Consider the following 14588-nt stretch of genomic DNA (forward strand, 5'->3'; position numbering starts at 1 on the left):
GGGGAACTTGAAGTACCCCAATGCCACATTGGGGTACTTCAAGTAGCCAAAAGCCGCATTGGCGGGGCGCTCAGCGGGTGAGCAGGGCGAGGCACTCCACGTGGTGCGTCATCGGGAAGGCGTCGAACGCCCGCAGGTTCGCCAGGTGGTAGCCGTGCCCGGCGAACGTGGCCAGGTCGCGCGCCAGCGCGGCCGGATCGCACGCCACGTACACCACGCGCTCCGGCTCCCCCGCCGCGACGGCGTCGACCACCGGCCGGCCCGCCCCCTTGCGGGGCGGGTCGAGCACCACCACGTCGGGGCGCTCGCCGACGTCACGCAGCACCTGCTCCACCCGGCCGGTCCGCCAGCGCACCTGCGGCAGGTCCGCCAGGTTGGCCCGCCCGTCGGACACCGCCCGCCTGCCGGACTCCACCGCCAGCACGCTGCCCCCGGCGCCGACCTGACCGGCCAGCACCGACGCGAACAGCCCGGCCCCGGCGTAGAGGTCCCACACGGTGCCGCCGGCCGGGGCGTCGGCCCACTCGCCGACGACCGCCGCGAACGTGCCGGCCGCGGCCGGGTGCACCTGCCAGAACCCATGCGCGGCAAGCCGCCAGTCCCGCCCGGCAGCGTGCTGCACGGCCACGCCACCGGAATGCTGCCTGCTCTTGCCCTTGCCCCGCTCGGTCCACAGTTCCCGCAGGTGGACGCGGCCGTCGCCGTCGCTGGTCACCTCCAGTTCGGCGCCGGGCCGCCACCGCCTGGCGACGGCGTCGTCGAGCGCCCCCGGCACGGCGATCGGGCAGTCGTCCACCGGGATCACCCGGTGACTGCGGTGCGCGCGGAACCCGGCCCGGCCGTCGCGCCCGGCGACCAGCCGCACCCGGCTGCGCCAGTCCAGCATCCCGCCGGGCAGCGCCTCCACCACCACGTCCCGTTCCAGCCCGGCCAGCCGGACCAGCTGCTCGGCCACCACCCGGGCCTTGAGCTCCCGCTGGAACTCCGGCGCCGCGTGCTGCCAGTCGCAACCACCGCACAGCCCGGGCGCGGCCAGCGGGCAGGGCGGGGTCACCCGGTGCGGCGCCGCGTCCAGCACCTCGACGGCGTCCGCACGGCAGAACGCGCCGCCCCTGTCCTCGGTCACCCTCGCGGTCACCGTCTCACCGGGCAGCGCGTGCCGGACGAACACCACCCGGCCGTCCACACGGGACACACAGTGGCCGCCGTGCGCGACCGCGCCGACCTCCAGCCGCAGCTCCCGGCCGGTCCAGTCCACATCGGACATCAGCGGTCCCGCCCGCCCGGGGTGCCGCCGTACAGGCCACGCCGCAGGTCCTGCGGTGTCGGCCGGGCGCCGTCGGAGCGGCCGGCCGCCTTCTTCGACGACTTCAGCTGCCACGGGACGCTGGTCACCATCACACCCGGCTGGAACAGCAGCCTTCCCTTGAGCCGCAACGCACTCTGGTTGTGCAGTACCTGCTCCCACCAGTGCCCGACGACGTACTCGGGAATGAACACGGTGACGACGTTGCGCGGGTTGTCGCCACGCACCCGCTTGACGTAGTCCAGTACCGGCCGGGTGATCTCCCGGTACGGCGACTCGACGACCTTGAGCGGCACCCGGAATCCCTGCTTCTCCCACTCCACGACCAGCCTGCGGGTGTCGGCGTCGTCGACGTTGACCGTCACGGCCTCCAGCACGTCCGGCCGGGTCGCCTTGGCGTAGGCCAGCGCCCGCAACGTCGGCCGGTGCAGCTGCGACACCAGCACGATCGCGTGGTTGCGTGACGGCAGCACCGGCGGCTTGCTGTCCTCACGGCGCAGTTCCTCGGCCACCCGGTCGTAGTGCTTCCGGATCGCCGTCATCAACAGGAAGATCGCCACCATCGCGGCGATGGCGATCCACGCACCCGCGGCGAACTTGGTGATCAGCACGATGATCAGCACGCTGCCGGTCATCGCCAGGCCGAACCCGTTGATCGCCTGCGACTGCCGCATCCGCCGCCGCTCGGCCTCGTCCGTTGTGGACGCCAGATGACGGTTCCAGTGCCGCAGCATGCCGAGCTGGCTGAGCGTGAACGACACGAACACGCCCACCGTGTACAGCGGGATCAGCCGGGTCACCTCGGCGTCGAACGCCACCACCAGGACGATGGCGAACCCGGCGAGGAACAGGATGCCGTTGGAGAACGCCAGCCGGTCGCCCCGGGTGTGCAGCTGCCGCGGCAGGTGCCGGTCCTGGGCCAGGATCGAGCCGAGCACCGGGAAGCCGTTGAACGCGGTGTTGGCGGCCAGCACCAGGATCAGCGCGGTCACGATGGTGACGAAGAAGAACCCGGCCGGGAACCCGTCGAAGATCGTCTCGGCAAGCTGGACGATCAGCGTGTCCTGGGTGTACCCGGGCGGCGCGCCGACCAGCTGGGTGGCCGGGTTCTCCGCGATCACCACGCCGGTCTCCCTGGCGAGCACGATCATGCCCATGAACATGCTGACCGCGATCAGCCCGAGCAGCAGCAGCGTCGTCGCGGCGTTGCGGGACTTCGGCTTGCGGAACGCGGGCACGCCGTTGCTGATGGCCTCCACACCGGTCAGCGCCGCGCAGCCCTGGGTGAACGCCCGCAGCACCAGGAACATCAGCGCGACCCCGGCCAGCTGCTCGTGCTCCTGGGCCAGCTGGATGCCCGCGCTGTCGGCCCGCAGGTCCTCACCAGCGATCAGCGTCCGGTACAGACCGTAACCGATCATGGACAGCACGCCGAACATGAACGCGTAGGTCGGGATGGCGAACGCCGTCCCGGACTCCCGCAGGCCACGCAGGTTGATCGCGGACAGCAGCAGGATGGCGCCGACGGCGAACAAGGTCTTGTGCTCGGCGACGAACGGCACCAGCGCGCCGATGTTGGCCGCGGCCGCCGAGATCGACACCGCCACGGTCAGCACGTAGTCGACCAGCAGCGCGCTGGCCACGGTCAGGCCGGCCTTGGGGCCCAGGTTGACGGTGGCGACCTCGTAGTCGCCGCCCCCGCTGGGGTAGGCGTGCACGTTCTGCCGGTAGCTGGCGACCACGGCCAGCATCACCACGACCACCGCCAGGCCGATCCAGGGCGACATGGTGAACGACGCCAGCCCGGCCACGCTGAGGGTCAGGAAGATCTCCTCCGGCGCGTACGCCACACTCGACAGGGCGTCGGAGGCGAACACCGGCAGGGCGATCCGTTTGGGGAGCAGCGTGTGGGCCAGCCGGTCACTGCGAAACGGCCGCCCCAGGAGCAGCCGCTTGACCGCGGTCGCGAACTTGGACACGGCGCAGAGCGTAACCACTTGCCCGATGACCCCGCGAAACGGTGAGGTGCGGCTACCGGCGCCCGTGCCGTTGGCGGTAGCGTGCGGCATCGGAAGTGAGTCGCCGCGACACACAGAGGAGGCAGCAGGCGTGCACGTGGTGATCATGGGATGCGGCCGGGTCGGCTCGTCCCTGGCCGCGGCGCTGGAGCGACTCGGGCACGAGGTGGCCGTGATCGACAAGAACCAGCAGGCGTTTCGCCGGCTCAGCAGCGACTTCCACGGCCAGCAGGTCGTCGGCCTCGGGTTCGACCGCAGAGTCCTCGAGGAGGCGGGCATCGAGCGGGCCGGCGCGTTCGCGGCGGTGTCCAGCGGCGACAACTCCAACATCATCTCCGCCCGCGTGGCGCGGGAGACGTTCGGCGTCGAGCACGTCGTGGCCCGGATCTACGACCACAAGCGGGCCGCCGTCTACGAGCGCCTCGGCATCCCCACCGTGGCCACCGTGCCGTGGACGACCGACCGGTTCCTGCGGACCCTGCTGCCCGACGGCGTCGCCTCGGCGTGGCGCGACCCGTCCGGCACGGTGGCCCTGCTGCAGCTGCCGGTGCACGAGGGCTGGATCGGCCGCAGCGTGCGCGACCTCCAGGACGCCACCGGCGCCAGGGTCGCGTTCATCATGCGGTTCGGCACCGGCGTGCTGCCCAAGTCGAAGTCGGTGCTGCAGTCCGGCGACGTGGTCTACGTCGCCGCGGTGTCCGGCACGGTCAGCGACGTGACCAGCGTGGCGGCCCGCGCACCCGAGGAGGACGACTGATGCGGGTAGCCATCGCCGGGGCCGGCGCCGTCGGCACGTCCATCGCCGCCGAGCTGATCGACGCCTCCCACCAGGTCATGCTGATCGAGCGGGAGGCCGACCACTTCGTGCCGGAGAGCGTCGAGCAGGCCGACTGGGTGCTCGGCGACGCCTGCGAGGTGTCCACGCTGGAGGAGTCCGGCATCCAGCTCTGCGACGTCGTGATCGCGGCCACCGGGGACGACAAGGTCAACCTGGTGGTGTCGCTGCTGGCCAAGACCGAGTTCGCCGTCCGCAGGGTGGTCGCCAGGGTCAACAATCCGGCCAACGAGTGGCTGTTCACCGAGGCGTGGGGCGTCGACGTCGCCGTGTCGACACCGCGGATGCTCGCCGCGATGGTCGAGGAGGCCGTCAGCGTCGGCGACCTGGTGCGGCTGATGACGTTCCGCCGCAGCCAGGCCAACCTGGTGGAGATCACGCTGCCCGACGAGACGCCGCTGGCCGGACGGCCGGTGCGCGATCTCGCGCTGCCGAAGGACGCGGCGCTGGTGACCATCCTGCGTGGCGAGCGGGTCATCGTCCCGCAACCGGAGGACCCGCTGGAGCCCGGCGACGAGCTGCTGTTCGTCTCCCCGTCCGACGTGGAACCGGAGATCCGCGCGGCGCTCGGGTACTGAGGGCAGCCGATGCCCTCGCCCGCGCGCTACCGGATCGACCCGGAGACGCTGCGCGAGGTACTGGACAACCCTGCCGACGTGACCGGCTGGCTGGACGCCGCCCTCGCCACGGCGGGACCGGACACCGGCCACGCCGAGCACACCGAGCTGGGCGTCGCGGCCCGGCAGCTCGGCAGGCTGGAGCTGGCGGAGAAGGAGCTGGGCCAGGCCGTCGAACTGGCAGCCGATCCGGCGCAGCGGGTGCTGGCGCTGGCCCGGCAGGCTCACGTCTACCAGTGGCAGGGCCGGTTCGCGCTGGCCGAGTCGCAGTCGCGCCGCTGCCTGCGCGACGCCCATCTCGCCGGCGACGAGGCACACGTCGTCTACCTGCACGCCGGGCTGTGTGCCTACGACGCCGGGGACTGGGAGCTGGCTGCGCAGCGGTTCGGGACGGCGGTGCGGCTGGGGCAGTACAGCGGCGACGCCGAGGCGATCGCGCAGGCCCGCACGGCACTGGACGCGGCCGAGACCGCGGTGTTCGTCCAGCGGATCACCCCGCACGTCCAGCGGCTGGTCACCGCCGTGCACGAGGTGACGGCCCGCGAGGTGGCACCTGAGGTGTTCACCGCGCTGGGCACGCCGCCGCACGCCGGGACGTTCGCCGAGCTGGGCCTGCTCGGCGTGATCGGCCCGGTGGCCATCCAGGTGGTGCGTGGCCTGCACCGCTACGTCGACGACCTCGACGAGCGCCTCGACGACCTGGTCGCGGCGGGCTGGCTGCTGCGGACACCGCACACGATGGTGGTCAGCGGCAAGGGCCGGGCGCTGCTGCGGCAGCTGGCGGCGGCCCAGTCACACACGGCCGACCGGCTGTGGGGACGGCCCGGCGAGCTGAAGGTGCTGCTCGACGAGGTCGTCGCGGGCGCGGTCGGGACGTCCGGCGGTCCGGCGTTCGACGTCCTCGCGCCGCTGACGCTGGAACCCGAGGGCGCGGGCGCGGTGTTCCACCGGCTCAACGCGCTGCGCTACCACCGGATCGACGCGCACGCGCATGCCTGGCTGTCGGAGGGGCTGACCGCAAGGCAGGTGCGCGAGCTGCCCGCGGGCTCGGCGGCGCGGCAGCGGATCGAGACGGTCACGGACCGGATCGCCGCCAGGGCGTACCGCCCGCTCTCGCCGGCTCGCCGGTCCCAGCTCCTGGCCGGGCTGACCGGCCTGGCCACCTATCCCGCGCGGCACCGCGCTTCGTGACTCAGGCTTCCTGGGGCGGGGTCTGGGCGTACTTGCGGCGCAGCCGGGCCTCGATGTCGGCGTCGGTCTCGACGGGCTCTGCCTCGGCCTCCAGGGCCTTGAGCCGCTTGTCCGAGCGGCGCACGGCCCAGACGACCACCAGCAGCGCCAAGCCGTACAGCGGGTACCCCATGGCGATCTTGGCGAAGGCCAGCCAGCCGGTGTAGTCCTCCTCGTACAGCCAGCCCTGGACGACGACCCTGGCGGCGAACACGGCGGCCAGCGCGAGCGTGGCGACGTCGAAGCCGCGACGGGACACCTTGTCCTTGCGCCAGGCCATGCCCTTGCCGTTGAGGAAGTTCCACACCACGCCCGCCAGCGGCCAGCGGAACACCACCGACCCCACGCACACCGCGAGCAGGCCGGCGTTGAGCAGGATGCCCGCGAGGAAGAAGCCCTTGGCCGAGCCGGTGCGGTAGGCGATGAACGCCGCGATCGCGATGCCGAAGAAGCCGGAGATGGCGGGCTGCAGCGGCTCCTTGCGGACGATCCGGATGATCGTGATCAGCACCGCGCTGCCCACCGCCGACCAGATGCCGGGCATCAGCCCGAACAACGCGTTGGCCAGCACGAACACCACGACCGGCACCGACGAGTAGATGAGACCCGACACGCCGCCCATCTGTTCCAGCAACGTGGGCTGCGGCTCGTTCTCCGGCTTGGTTTCGTCGTCGGTGCGGGCGGGTTCGCTCACGTGGCTGTCGCAATCAGTCGCGGGTCAGGTGGTCTGCAGCTCGTAATAGGGGTTGTAGAGCACCTTGCGGCCGTCCCGGTCGGCCATCCGGCCCCGAGCCTTGACGGTGCGGCCGGGTTCGATTCCGGGGATCCGGCGGCGCCCGAGCCAGACTAGCGTCACGCCCTCCGTACCGTCGAACAGCTCGGCCTCCAGCGTGGCGGCGTCACTCGTCGGGCACAACTCCACGCTGCGCAGGCGACCCAGGACGGTCACCTCCTCGCCGGAACGGCAGTCGCACGCCCGCCGTGCGCCGCCCGCCTCGGACTTCTCGGACAGATCGTCGGCGTCGAGTTCCTCGACGTCGCTGGTCAGCTTGCGTACCAACCGGCTGAAGTAGCCGCCGTCTTTGGCGGACATAGCGCAGCTCCTGTGCTCCGGGGCCCCCGACTCGAACGGCCCGTGCACTGTCCAGCGTAACCGGATCGGGGCACCGAAACCGCCTTTCCGCCAGGATCTACGCATGACCTTCGCTACGCCCGCGGTGCTGCTTCCCGGCACCGGCTCCGACGAGGTGTTCGTACGGAACGTGTTCGCCGGGCCACTCTCCGCGTCCGGGCTGGAACTGGTGGCCCCGCGTCCGCCCGCCGGCGCCCGGCTCGTCGACGGCTACCTGGAGTTTCTCGACACGCTGGACGGCCCGGTGGTCGTGGGCGGGGTCTCGTTCGGCGCCCATCTGGCGGCGAGCTGGGCGGTCCGCAACCCGGACCGGTGCGCGGGGCTGCTCGTCGCGCTGCCCGCCGCCGTCGGCCCGATGACCGGCGCGCCGGCGCGGGCGGCGGCCCGGCTCACGGCGGACCGGGTGGACCGCGACGGGCTGGAGGCCGCGCTGGCGGCCTCGGTCGACGGCGTCCGCCCCTGGCTCGCGGCGGAGCTGACCAGGGCCTGGCGCCGGCACGGCGACGGACTGGCGGCGGCGCTGCGGGTGGCCGTCGACTTCCCGGCGCCGTCGGCGGCGGAGCTGCGGGCGCTGCGGGTTCCGGCGGGCGTCGCCGCGTGCTCGGACGACCCGGTCCACCCCGCCACGGTGGCCCGCCGCTGGGCGGCGACGCTGCCGGCCGGGCGGCTGCGGACCACCACCCTGGCCGCGATGGGCGACACGCCGGAGGCCCTCGGCGCGGTGGCCGTCCGGGCGTTCCTGGACGCCTCAGGGCACGTGAAGGCCACCTTCACCACGTGAGACGTCAGGGCCCCGGCAAAGTCCAGGGTGCCGCAGGGCGAGGTGGGTGGTCCCGAGAGCAGAACTCGCGGGCCGGAACGCAGAACTCGCGACGTGGACACCGGTTCTCCCGTGGCGCCTGAGGTCAAGCTCGTGAAGGCCACCTTCATTACGTGTGACGTGGTGAAGGTGGCCTTCACGTGCTTTCGGGCCTGGCGGAGTAGGCGCGCGTCAGTCGGCCACCGCAACGAAGCCGCCGAGGCCGATCATCGTGGCGCCGCTGGCCACCCGCTGCCGGACCCGCCACCGCGGGTTGGCCAGCAGACGGGCACCGAGGTGACCCGCCGACATGGCCACCACCAGGTCCGCCACCAGCGCCATGGCCAGCGCGATCAACCCGAGCAGGATGAACACCAGCGGCGCGGGGGCCGTCTCCGGGTGCACGAAGTGCGGCAGCAGCGCCATGAAGTACAGCGCGGTCTTCGGGTTGAGCACCTCGGTGAGGATGCCCTGGATCAGCGGCGAGCTGGCGAACCGCCTGCCGGGTGAGTCGTGTGCGGGCTCGTCGGCGTTGCGCCGCAGGATGGCGTGCAGCCCGAGACCGACCAGGTACACCGCACCGGCGATCTTGACCACCGTGAACGCCACGGTGGACGTCGCCAGCAGCGCCGACAGGCCGAGTGCCGCGGCCACCACGTGGACCGCGGCGCCGATGCTGTTGCCGACGGTCGACCGGATGCCCTCGCTCCGCCCGCCACGCAGGCTGCGGGCCAGCACGTAGAGCATTCCGGGACCGGGGGTGACGGCGAAGATCGCGGCCGTTCCGAGGAACAGCAACCACTCAGCGGAAGTCGGCATCAGGCGAGACTAATACTTGCTCGCCCGTACCAGAACCACGTTTCCCGGATACCGGGACGCTACTGGCCCTGCTGCTCCGCGATGTGCTGCGCGACGGCGTCGGGCAGCGTGATCGGCAGCGGCGTGCGCACCGGCATCGGCGCGTCGCCCCGGTTCACGATCGTGCCCCGCACCAGCTCCCGCAACGCGTCCGGCGCCTGCGCGGCGGCCGACTGCGGACCGGCGATGACACCACGCAGCATCCAGCGCGGGCCGTCGACGCCGACGAACCGCAGCGCGACCTCACCGACGATGGCCGACAGTTCCCTGCCCCACTCGCCGCCGCCTGCCGTCACCCGGGCGCCGTCGGCCTTCAGCTGCTCGTTCAGCTCGTCGCACACCTCGTCCCACAGCCCGCCGGACTTCGGCGCGGCGTAGGCGCTGATCGTCACCTGGCCGAACTGCGTGACGACGTGCACGGCACGGACACCCCCGCTCTCGGCGTCCATCTCGACCTGTACCTGCGCGCCCTCCGGAACGGGCACCCGCACCGAGCCGAGGTCGATGCGCGGGATGCCGTCCTCCACGGCGTCGGCCACGTCGAACGGGCCGGTCGTAACGACGGACTCCGACTCCGAATCCTCCAGCTCGGCGTGATCGACCACCGAGGGCAGATGATCCGGCCGGGCATGCCGCCCGTAGGCCCGTTGTGCCTTGGCCCGCCGCTTACGTCCGAAAATCGCCACTACCTCTCCGTTCCACTTCCACTCGTGCCCAACACAGCATGCCCGCCGGTCGAGCCGTACCCGCCGGCGCCGCGCTCGGACTCGGCGAGTTCGTCGACCTCGACGAACTCGGCACGCTCCACCCGCTGTACCACGAGCTGGGCGATGCGGTCGCCCCTGGCGAGCACGATCGCTTCCCTCGGGTCGTGATTGACCAGGCATACCCGGATCTCGCCGCGGTAGCCAGAGTCGATCGTTCCCGGTGTGTTCACCACCGACAGCCCCACCCGCGCCGCCAGCCCCGAGCGGGGATGGACAAACCCGGCATAACCGTCGGGAAGCGCGATCGCGACACCGGTGCCGACCACGGCCCGCTCCCCCGGCTGCAGCACCAGGTCGGAGGTGGTCACCAGGTCGGCGCCGGCATCACCGGCCCTGGCGTAACCGGGCACCGGGACGTCGGGGTCGATCCGGGAAAGGAGTACCTGCACGCTGGACACGGACCGCGAGATTACCCTGGACCCGTGAGTGACACCGCAAGCGCGCCCACGACGACCCGGCATTCCGAACGGCTCTACGTGCCGTGGTGGGGCTGGCCACTGCCGCTGATCGGCGGCGCGCTGCTGGCGGCCGAGATCCACATGGGCTACCCCGGTCTGCGTGGCGTCCTGCCCTACGTGGTGCTGCTGCCGCTGGTCGTGCTCGTGCTGCTGGTCCTCGGCAGGGCCAAGGTCCGGGTGACCGGCACCGAGCTGGAGGTCGGCGACGCCCGGCTGCCGCTGCGGTTCGCCGGCGAGGTCGAGGTCATCGACAAGGAACGCAAGCGCAAGGCACTCGGTCCGGAGTCCGACCCGGCCGGGTTCGTCCTGCACCGCGGCTGGGTCGGTCCCATGGTCAAAGTCTGGCTGACCGACCCGGACGACCCGACGCCGTACTGGATCTTCAGCACCCGCAAACCCGAGAAGGTGGCCGCGCTGCTGCGCGAGCACGCATGAGAAACGGCCCGCCGCCCGGCGGGCCGTTTCGTCCGTCACACCCCGTGAAGTCCCCGTGCCCCAGAAAGCCTGGAAAACGCTCAGGCGCAGTCCCGGCAGATCAGCTGGTTGCCGTTCTGCTCGGCCAGCCTGCTCCTGTGGTGCACGAGGAAGCACACCGAACAGGTGAACTCGTCAGCCTGCTTCGGAACGACCTTCACGGTCAGGTCCTCACCCGACAGCCCGGACAGGTCCGCCCCCGGCAGCTCGAAATTCTCGGCCGTGGCGTCCTCGTCGACGTCAACGACGCCGGACTGGGTTTCGTTGCGCCGCGCCTTCAGCTCCTCCAACGAGTCTTCGGCCAGCTCGTCGGCTTCGCTGCGGCGCGGAGCGTCGTAGTCGGTCGCCATTGTCCCTCACCCCTGCGATCAGCTTCGATGTCAGATGGCCCGGAACCCGGAACGGGTCCCGAGTCCGTCGTGCCGCTGGATAACGTTCCAGCGCCCCTGTTTGTGCCCGGCGGCGGCAGTGAGGCAGGTCTCTTTTTCAGCACTGCCTCCCCGGCCGGAGCCCGCAGAGGGTAGCTCATGGCATACCCGTCCCCGAAACACGTCACCCATCCCCCGCCCGACGTCACCCAGGGGGAGGAATGACCTGGGGTGACGTACTAGGCTCCCCCCGTAGTGGTGCAACGTTGATCGGCTCCCGGGCGTAATAGGTAGCGAGTCGTGTCACCGCGACACCCGTCGCGAGGTGCCCTCGACATCAGCGTGGCCGCGTGGTAACGCCTAGGCTGATCAACGGCAGCGCGATACGCGAGGGGCGACGAGGACGGTAGTGCCCGCTGGGCACACGAACGCTGGAAGGAACGGATCAGGTGTCGTCGGGGAGCCGCAGCGGCAGGTCCGCCAACCCGTACGGGCGAGCACGCCCGTACCGCAAACGCAAGCCGCTGCCCGCGCTGATCTTCATCGCGGTGCTCGGTTTCGGTGCCGTCTCCGTGTGGATGTACGCCCTGCTCAGCCGTACCGACGTCGACGACAAGATCCGCTGCGAACCCGCCGCGGTCGCCCCACCGGGGGTCACCCACACGCCGGTGGCGCACGACGGGCTGGACAGCGTCGCGCCGATGCCGCCGGACAAGATCCAGGTGCGGGTGCTCAACGCCAGCAAGAACCGCGGCCAGGGCGCCATCGTCACCGCCGGCCTGAAGGACATGGGCTTCACCAAGGCACTCGACCCCGCCAACGACCCGGCCTACGAGGGCAGGGAGGCCAACTGCCGGGGCCAGATCCGGTTCGGCGAGAACGGGATGGCGGCCGCTCGCACGCTCAGTCTCGCCGATCCGTGCGTCGAGCTGATCAAGGACAACCGCGAGGACGGCACCGTCGACCTGGCGATCGGCTCGGCGTTCCGCGACCCCAGGCCGACCAAGGAGGGCCGCCAGGTCCTCCAGCAGCTCGCCGAGTGGTCGCGCCAGCATCCCGACACCGCGGGCGGCGAGCAGGCCACCGGGCAGCGGCCAGCCACCATCGACCAGACGCTGCTGGCCTCGGCACGCGACATCGAGTGCTGAACCGCGGCGGCCGGGACATCTCGCCCCTGGCCGCCGCCCGGGTCGCCGCCCTCGCTCCGGACGCCGCGGGGCGGCACCGGCTGACCGCGGCCTTCTACGCGGCCGCTGTTCCCCGGCGCACGCGGTTCGGCGACGCCGAGCTGACGTTCCTGCACTGGGCGTCCGAGCGCGGCGTGCTCTCGCCGGTGACCGGCAGCCCGTGGTGGCGCGCGGTGAACGACCGGCTGCTGCGGGACCGCGTCGAGGCAGGCCTGCTGGCCGGTGGCGAGCGTGGCTCGCCGTCGTCGTACCCGGTCGAGCTGTGGGTGCGGTTCCTGCGCGAGCCGAGCCCGCGGACCTGGTTCCGGGCTCACAACGCCGGGGTGGTCGCCGGGTACCTGTCCCACTCCGGCCTGGCCGCCCGCGAGCCCCCGGCGGAGCGGTTCCTGCTCAACCTGGTCCTGATGCGGTTGCTGTTCGCCCACGCGCTGTGCGTCGACCGCCGGGTCGCGCTGGGTGGCCTGGCGGGCCTCGGACGGCTGGCCGACGTGTCCCGCCGCGGGTCGGTCCGGCTGTACCTGGGGCTGCGCACGGCCTACCCGCGGACCTACCCGCCACCCGGCCTGGCGCCCGACGCCGTGCTCGGCAGCGGGCTGGTCCGGGTGGTGGACTACGGCGTGATCGGCTCGCGCCTGCCCGCGCTGTACGGCCTGGCGGCCGAGGAACTGGGCGAGCCCGCCGTGTCCGGCCTGCTGGCAGGCGACCTGCCCGCCTACCGCTGGCCGGACGAGTACACGGCGCCGTGGCTGGCCGGACGGTCCCGCGCGATGGCGCGGCTGGCGGCGCTGGCCACCCGGCCGGTCAGACCGGTCAGACCCCGCCCATCCCCGCCTCGATGAGCGCGGCACGCAGCGGTGCGGCGATCGACGGAGCCGCCGCCAGCGTGCAGTCGTGGCCCAGTTCCGGATCCTCGCCGGGCAACCGGACGACCGCGCCTGCCTCGGCGGCGATCAGCGCGCCTGCCGCCCAGTCCCAGCGGGCGAGGCCGTGCTCGGCGTAGGCGTCCAGCCAGCCGGCGGCCACGGCACACAGGTCCAGGGACGCGGCGCCGCCCCTGCGGATGTCGCGCACCCGGCCGAGCAGTGCCGCGGCGACGGCCGCCTGCCGGGTCCGGCGGGTGGCGTCGTAGGCGAACCCGGTGCCGACCATGGTCAGCTCCAGCCGTTCCGGGGAAGAGACCGCCAGCCGCCTGCCGTCCAGCCACGCCCCCTCGCCGCGGGTGGCCGTCCAGCGGCGGCCGCTGACCGGCTCCACCACCGCGCCGCCGACCGAGACGCCGTCGACCTGTGCCGCCAGCGACACGGCGAACCACGGGTAGCCGTAGAGGAAGTTGACCGTGCCGTCGATCGGGTCGATCACCCAGGTGACCTGCCCCGGCTCGGCGGCACCCCCGGCGCCCTCCTCCTCGCCCAGCACCGGCTCGCCGGGCCGCAGCTCGGCCAGCCGGGTCCGCACGAATCGTTCCGTCTGCCGGTCGACTGCGGTCACCACATCGGTTTCACTGGACTTCGTGTCCACCGAGACCGCCTGCCCGGCCAGCATCTTCGCCCGCTCCGCGGCGACCAGCTCGGCGGCCTCGACGGCGACCTGTTCCGCGACCGATGTCACAGTTTGCTCGAGAGCACCCACCACACCATCAGACCACAGCCCGTTAAAGTCTCTCGACCGGCTTTCTGAATCGAGTAGGAAGGGATCACGCCAATGACGGCGACCCGAGGTTTCGGTATCGACATCGGCGGCAGCGGTATCAAGGGCGCTCTTGTCGACCTGGAGAAGGGCCAGCTCATTGGCGACCGGCTCCGGATCGACACTCCCCGGCCGGCGACACCGGACGCCGTCGCGGACGTGGTGGCCGAGATCGTCACGCACTTCGGCTGGGACGGCCCGGTCGGCATCACCCTTCCCGCGGTGATCAAGAAGGGCGTGTCGCACACGGCCGCGAACATCGACCCGAGCTGGATCGGGACCGACGCCGACGCGTTGTTCGCCAAGCGGCTGGGCCGCTCCGAGGACGACATCGCGATGCTCAACGACGCCGACGCCGCCGGCATGGCCGAGATGCGCTTCGGCGACCCGGCCGCGCGCAAGGGCCTGACCGCACTGCTGACGTTCGGCACCGGCATCGGCAGCGCGGTGTTCCTCGACGGCAAGCTCGTGCCGAACACCGAGTTCGGCCATCTGGAGGTCGACGGGCACGACGCGGAGAAGAAGGCGGCCGCGTCGGTGAAGGACAACGAGGGGCTCTCGTATCCGGAGTGGGCCAAGCGCGTCAACCGTTATCTGACCGTGCTGGAGAACCTGATCTGGCCGGATCTGTTCATCGTCGGCGGCGGGGTCAGCAAGAAGTCGGAGAAGTGGGTGCCGCTGCTCGACATCCGGACGAACGTGCTGGTGGCGTCGCTGCAGAACAACGCGGGCATCGTCGGCGCGGCCGCGGCGGCGGTCGAGGGGATCGAACACTAGTGTCCCGAGCCAGAAGTTCGCTGTGTAAGTCGACGGGCCCAGCTTCCCGCTAGCGGCGTTGCCGGCCCGCCCGAGT

The 14588-nt window shown here is 71.8% G+C and carries 17 protein-coding genes; 8 read left to right on the forward strand and 9 right to left on the reverse strand.

The genetic code is table 11. The features are described 5' to 3' along the window. Positions 1–70 precede the first annotated feature (70 nt). Positions 71–1267 (reverse strand): class I SAM-dependent RNA methyltransferase, encoded by a 1197-nt coding sequence (locus EWH70_RS15345; protein ID WP_130476067.1) that lies wholly within the window; start codon positions 1265–1267, stop codon positions 71–73. Continuing rightward, on the reverse strand, positions 1267–3285 hold the full coding sequence (locus EWH70_RS15350; protein ID WP_130476068.1) for an APC family permease: 2019 nt from the start codon (positions 3283–3285) through the stop codon (positions 1267–1269). Before EWH70_RS15350 ends, EWH70_RS15345 begins: the two co-directional genes overlap by 1 nt. Before the next feature lie 130 nt (positions 3286–3415). Here EWH70_RS15350 and EWH70_RS15355 point away from each other — a divergent pair, with 130 nt between their 5' ends. From EWH70_RS15355 to EWH70_RS15365, 3 genes are read left to right on the forward strand one after another with little or no spacing between them, the layout of a single operon-like run. Beyond that, positions 3416–4081, forward strand: coding sequence for a potassium channel family protein (locus tag EWH70_RS15355; RefSeq protein ID WP_130476069.1), 666 nt, complete (start codon positions 3416–3418; stop codon positions 4079–4081). After that, positions 4081–4737, forward strand: coding sequence for a potassium channel family protein (locus EWH70_RS15360; protein ID WP_130476070.1), 657 nt, complete (start codon positions 4081–4083; stop codon positions 4735–4737). The genes EWH70_RS15355 and EWH70_RS15360 overlap by 1 nt, the downstream gene beginning before the upstream one ends. 9 nt (positions 4738–4746) lie before the next feature. Then, positions 4747–5967 (forward strand): tetratricopeptide repeat protein, encoded by a 1221-nt coding sequence (locus EWH70_RS15365; RefSeq protein WP_130476071.1) that lies wholly within the window; start codon positions 4747–4749, stop codon positions 5965–5967. Between the two features lies 1 nt (position 5968). On the opposite strand, the gene EWH70_RS15370 is transcribed toward EWH70_RS15365, so the two are convergent. Together EWH70_RS15370 and EWH70_RS15375 are read right to left on the reverse strand one after the other, a co-directional pair. Next, complete coding sequence (locus EWH70_RS15370) at positions 5969–6700, reverse strand: DUF3159 domain-containing protein (protein WP_240686999.1); 732 nt, start codon at positions 6698–6700, stop codon at positions 5969–5971. A gap of 24 nt (positions 6701–6724) precedes the next feature. Beyond that, positions 6725–7099, reverse strand: a complete 375-nt coding sequence (locus EWH70_RS15375; RefSeq protein WP_130476072.1) for an OB-fold nucleic acid binding domain-containing protein — start codon at positions 7097–7099, stop codon at positions 6725–6727. A 103-nt stretch (positions 7100–7202) separates the two neighbouring features. Between EWH70_RS15375 and EWH70_RS15380 the strand changes: the two genes are divergently transcribed. Then, entirely contained in the window at positions 7203–7919 is a 717-nt protein-coding gene (locus EWH70_RS15380; RefSeq protein WP_130476073.1) for an alpha/beta fold hydrolase, read from the forward strand. 210 nt (positions 7920–8129) lie between these two features. Here EWH70_RS15380 and EWH70_RS15385 read toward each other — a convergent pair whose 3' ends face one another. The 3 genes from EWH70_RS15385 to dut are packed head-to-tail and all read right to left on the reverse strand — an operon-like array spanning position 8130 to position 9960. Then, the gene (locus EWH70_RS15385) at positions 8130–8756 is read right to left on the reverse strand and encodes a LysE family translocator (protein WP_130476074.1); all 627 of its coding nucleotides are present in this window, start codon (positions 8754–8756) and stop codon (positions 8130–8132) included. A 59-nt stretch (positions 8757–8815) separates the two neighbouring features. After that, positions 8816–9481, reverse strand: coding sequence for a DUF3710 domain-containing protein (locus EWH70_RS15390; protein WP_130476075.1), 666 nt, complete (start codon positions 9479–9481; stop codon positions 8816–8818). Next, a complete protein-coding gene (dut, locus tag EWH70_RS15395) occupies positions 9481–9960 on the reverse strand; it encodes a dUTP diphosphatase (protein ID WP_130476076.1) in 480 nt (159 codons plus the stop codon). Before dut ends, EWH70_RS15390 begins: the two co-directional genes overlap by 1 nt. 24 nt (positions 9961–9984) lie before the next feature. Between dut and EWH70_RS15400 the strand changes: the two genes are divergently transcribed. Continuing rightward, entirely contained in the window at positions 9985–10455 is a 471-nt protein-coding gene (locus tag EWH70_RS15400; protein WP_130476077.1) for a DUF3093 domain-containing protein, read from the forward strand. An 80-nt stretch (positions 10456–10535) separates the two neighbouring features. On the opposite strand, the gene EWH70_RS15405 is transcribed toward EWH70_RS15400, so the two are convergent. Next, a complete protein-coding gene (locus EWH70_RS15405; protein ID WP_130476078.1) occupies positions 10536–10844 on the reverse strand; it encodes a DUF4193 domain-containing protein in 309 nt (102 codons plus the stop codon). Positions 10845–11311: 467 nt separating this feature from the next. Here EWH70_RS15405 and cei point away from each other — a divergent pair, with 467 nt between their 5' ends. Together cei and EWH70_RS15415 are read left to right on the forward strand one after the other, a co-directional pair. Continuing rightward, complete coding sequence (gene cei, locus EWH70_RS15410) at positions 11312–12010, forward strand: envelope integrity protein Cei (protein ID WP_165436284.1); 699 nt, start codon at positions 11312–11314, stop codon at positions 12008–12010. Then, a complete protein-coding gene (locus EWH70_RS15415) occupies positions 12004–12888 on the forward strand; it encodes a hypothetical protein (RefSeq protein WP_130476079.1) in 885 nt (294 codons plus the stop codon). Before cei ends, EWH70_RS15415 begins: the two co-directional genes overlap by 7 nt. On the opposite strand, the gene EWH70_RS15420 is transcribed toward EWH70_RS15415, so the two are convergent. Beyond that, the gene (locus tag EWH70_RS15420) at positions 12860–13657 is read right to left on the reverse strand and encodes an inositol monophosphatase family protein (RefSeq protein ID WP_420809064.1); all 798 of its coding nucleotides are present in this window, start codon (positions 13655–13657) and stop codon (positions 12860–12862) included. The genes EWH70_RS15415 and EWH70_RS15420 overlap by 29 nt on opposite strands. Before the next feature lie 93 nt (positions 13658–13750). On the opposite strand from EWH70_RS15420, the gene ppgK reads away from it, so the two are divergent. Beyond that, positions 13751–14512 (forward strand): polyphosphate--glucose phosphotransferase, encoded by a 762-nt coding sequence (gene ppgK / locus EWH70_RS15425; RefSeq protein WP_130476081.1) that lies wholly within the window; start codon positions 13751–13753, stop codon positions 14510–14512. The last annotated feature ends 76 nt before the right edge of the window (positions 14513–14588 follow it).

Source organism: Amycolatopsis suaedae (genome assembly GCF_004214935.1).
Lineage (GTDB): Bacteria > Actinomycetota > Actinomycetes > Mycobacteriales > Pseudonocardiaceae > Amycolatopsis > Amycolatopsis suaedae.

Bases quoted from the DNA above. Each gene is read 5' to 3' on its own strand.
- EWH70_RS15360 (WP_130476070.1), top strand. From the start codon at position 4,081: ATGCGGGTAGCCATCGCCGGGGCCGGCGCCGTCGGCACGTCCATCGCC.
- ppgK (WP_130476081.1), top strand. From the start codon at position 13,751: ATGACGGCGACCCGAGGTTTCGGTATCGACATCGGCGGCAGCGGTATC.
- EWH70_RS15345 (WP_130476067.1), bottom strand. From the start codon at position 1,267: ATGTCCGATGTGGACTGGACCGGCCGGGAGCTGCGGCTGGAGGTCGGC.
- EWH70_RS15405 (WP_130476078.1), bottom strand. From the start codon at position 10,844: ATGGCGACCGACTACGACGCTCCGCGCCGCAGCGAAGCCGACGAGCTG.
- EWH70_RS15365 (WP_130476071.1), top strand. From the start codon at position 4,747: ATGCCCTCGCCCGCGCGCTACCGGATCGACCCGGAGACGCTGCGCGAG.
- EWH70_RS15380 (WP_130476073.1), top strand. From the start codon at position 7,203: ATGACCTTCGCTACGCCCGCGGTGCTGCTTCCCGGCACCGGCTCCGAC.
- EWH70_RS15375 (WP_130476072.1), bottom strand. From the start codon at position 7,099: ATGTCCGCCAAAGACGGCGGCTACTTCAGCCGGTTGGTACGCAAGCTG.
- EWH70_RS15385 (WP_130476074.1), bottom strand. From the start codon at position 8,756: ATGCCGACTTCCGCTGAGTGGTTGCTGTTCCTCGGAACGGCCGCGATC.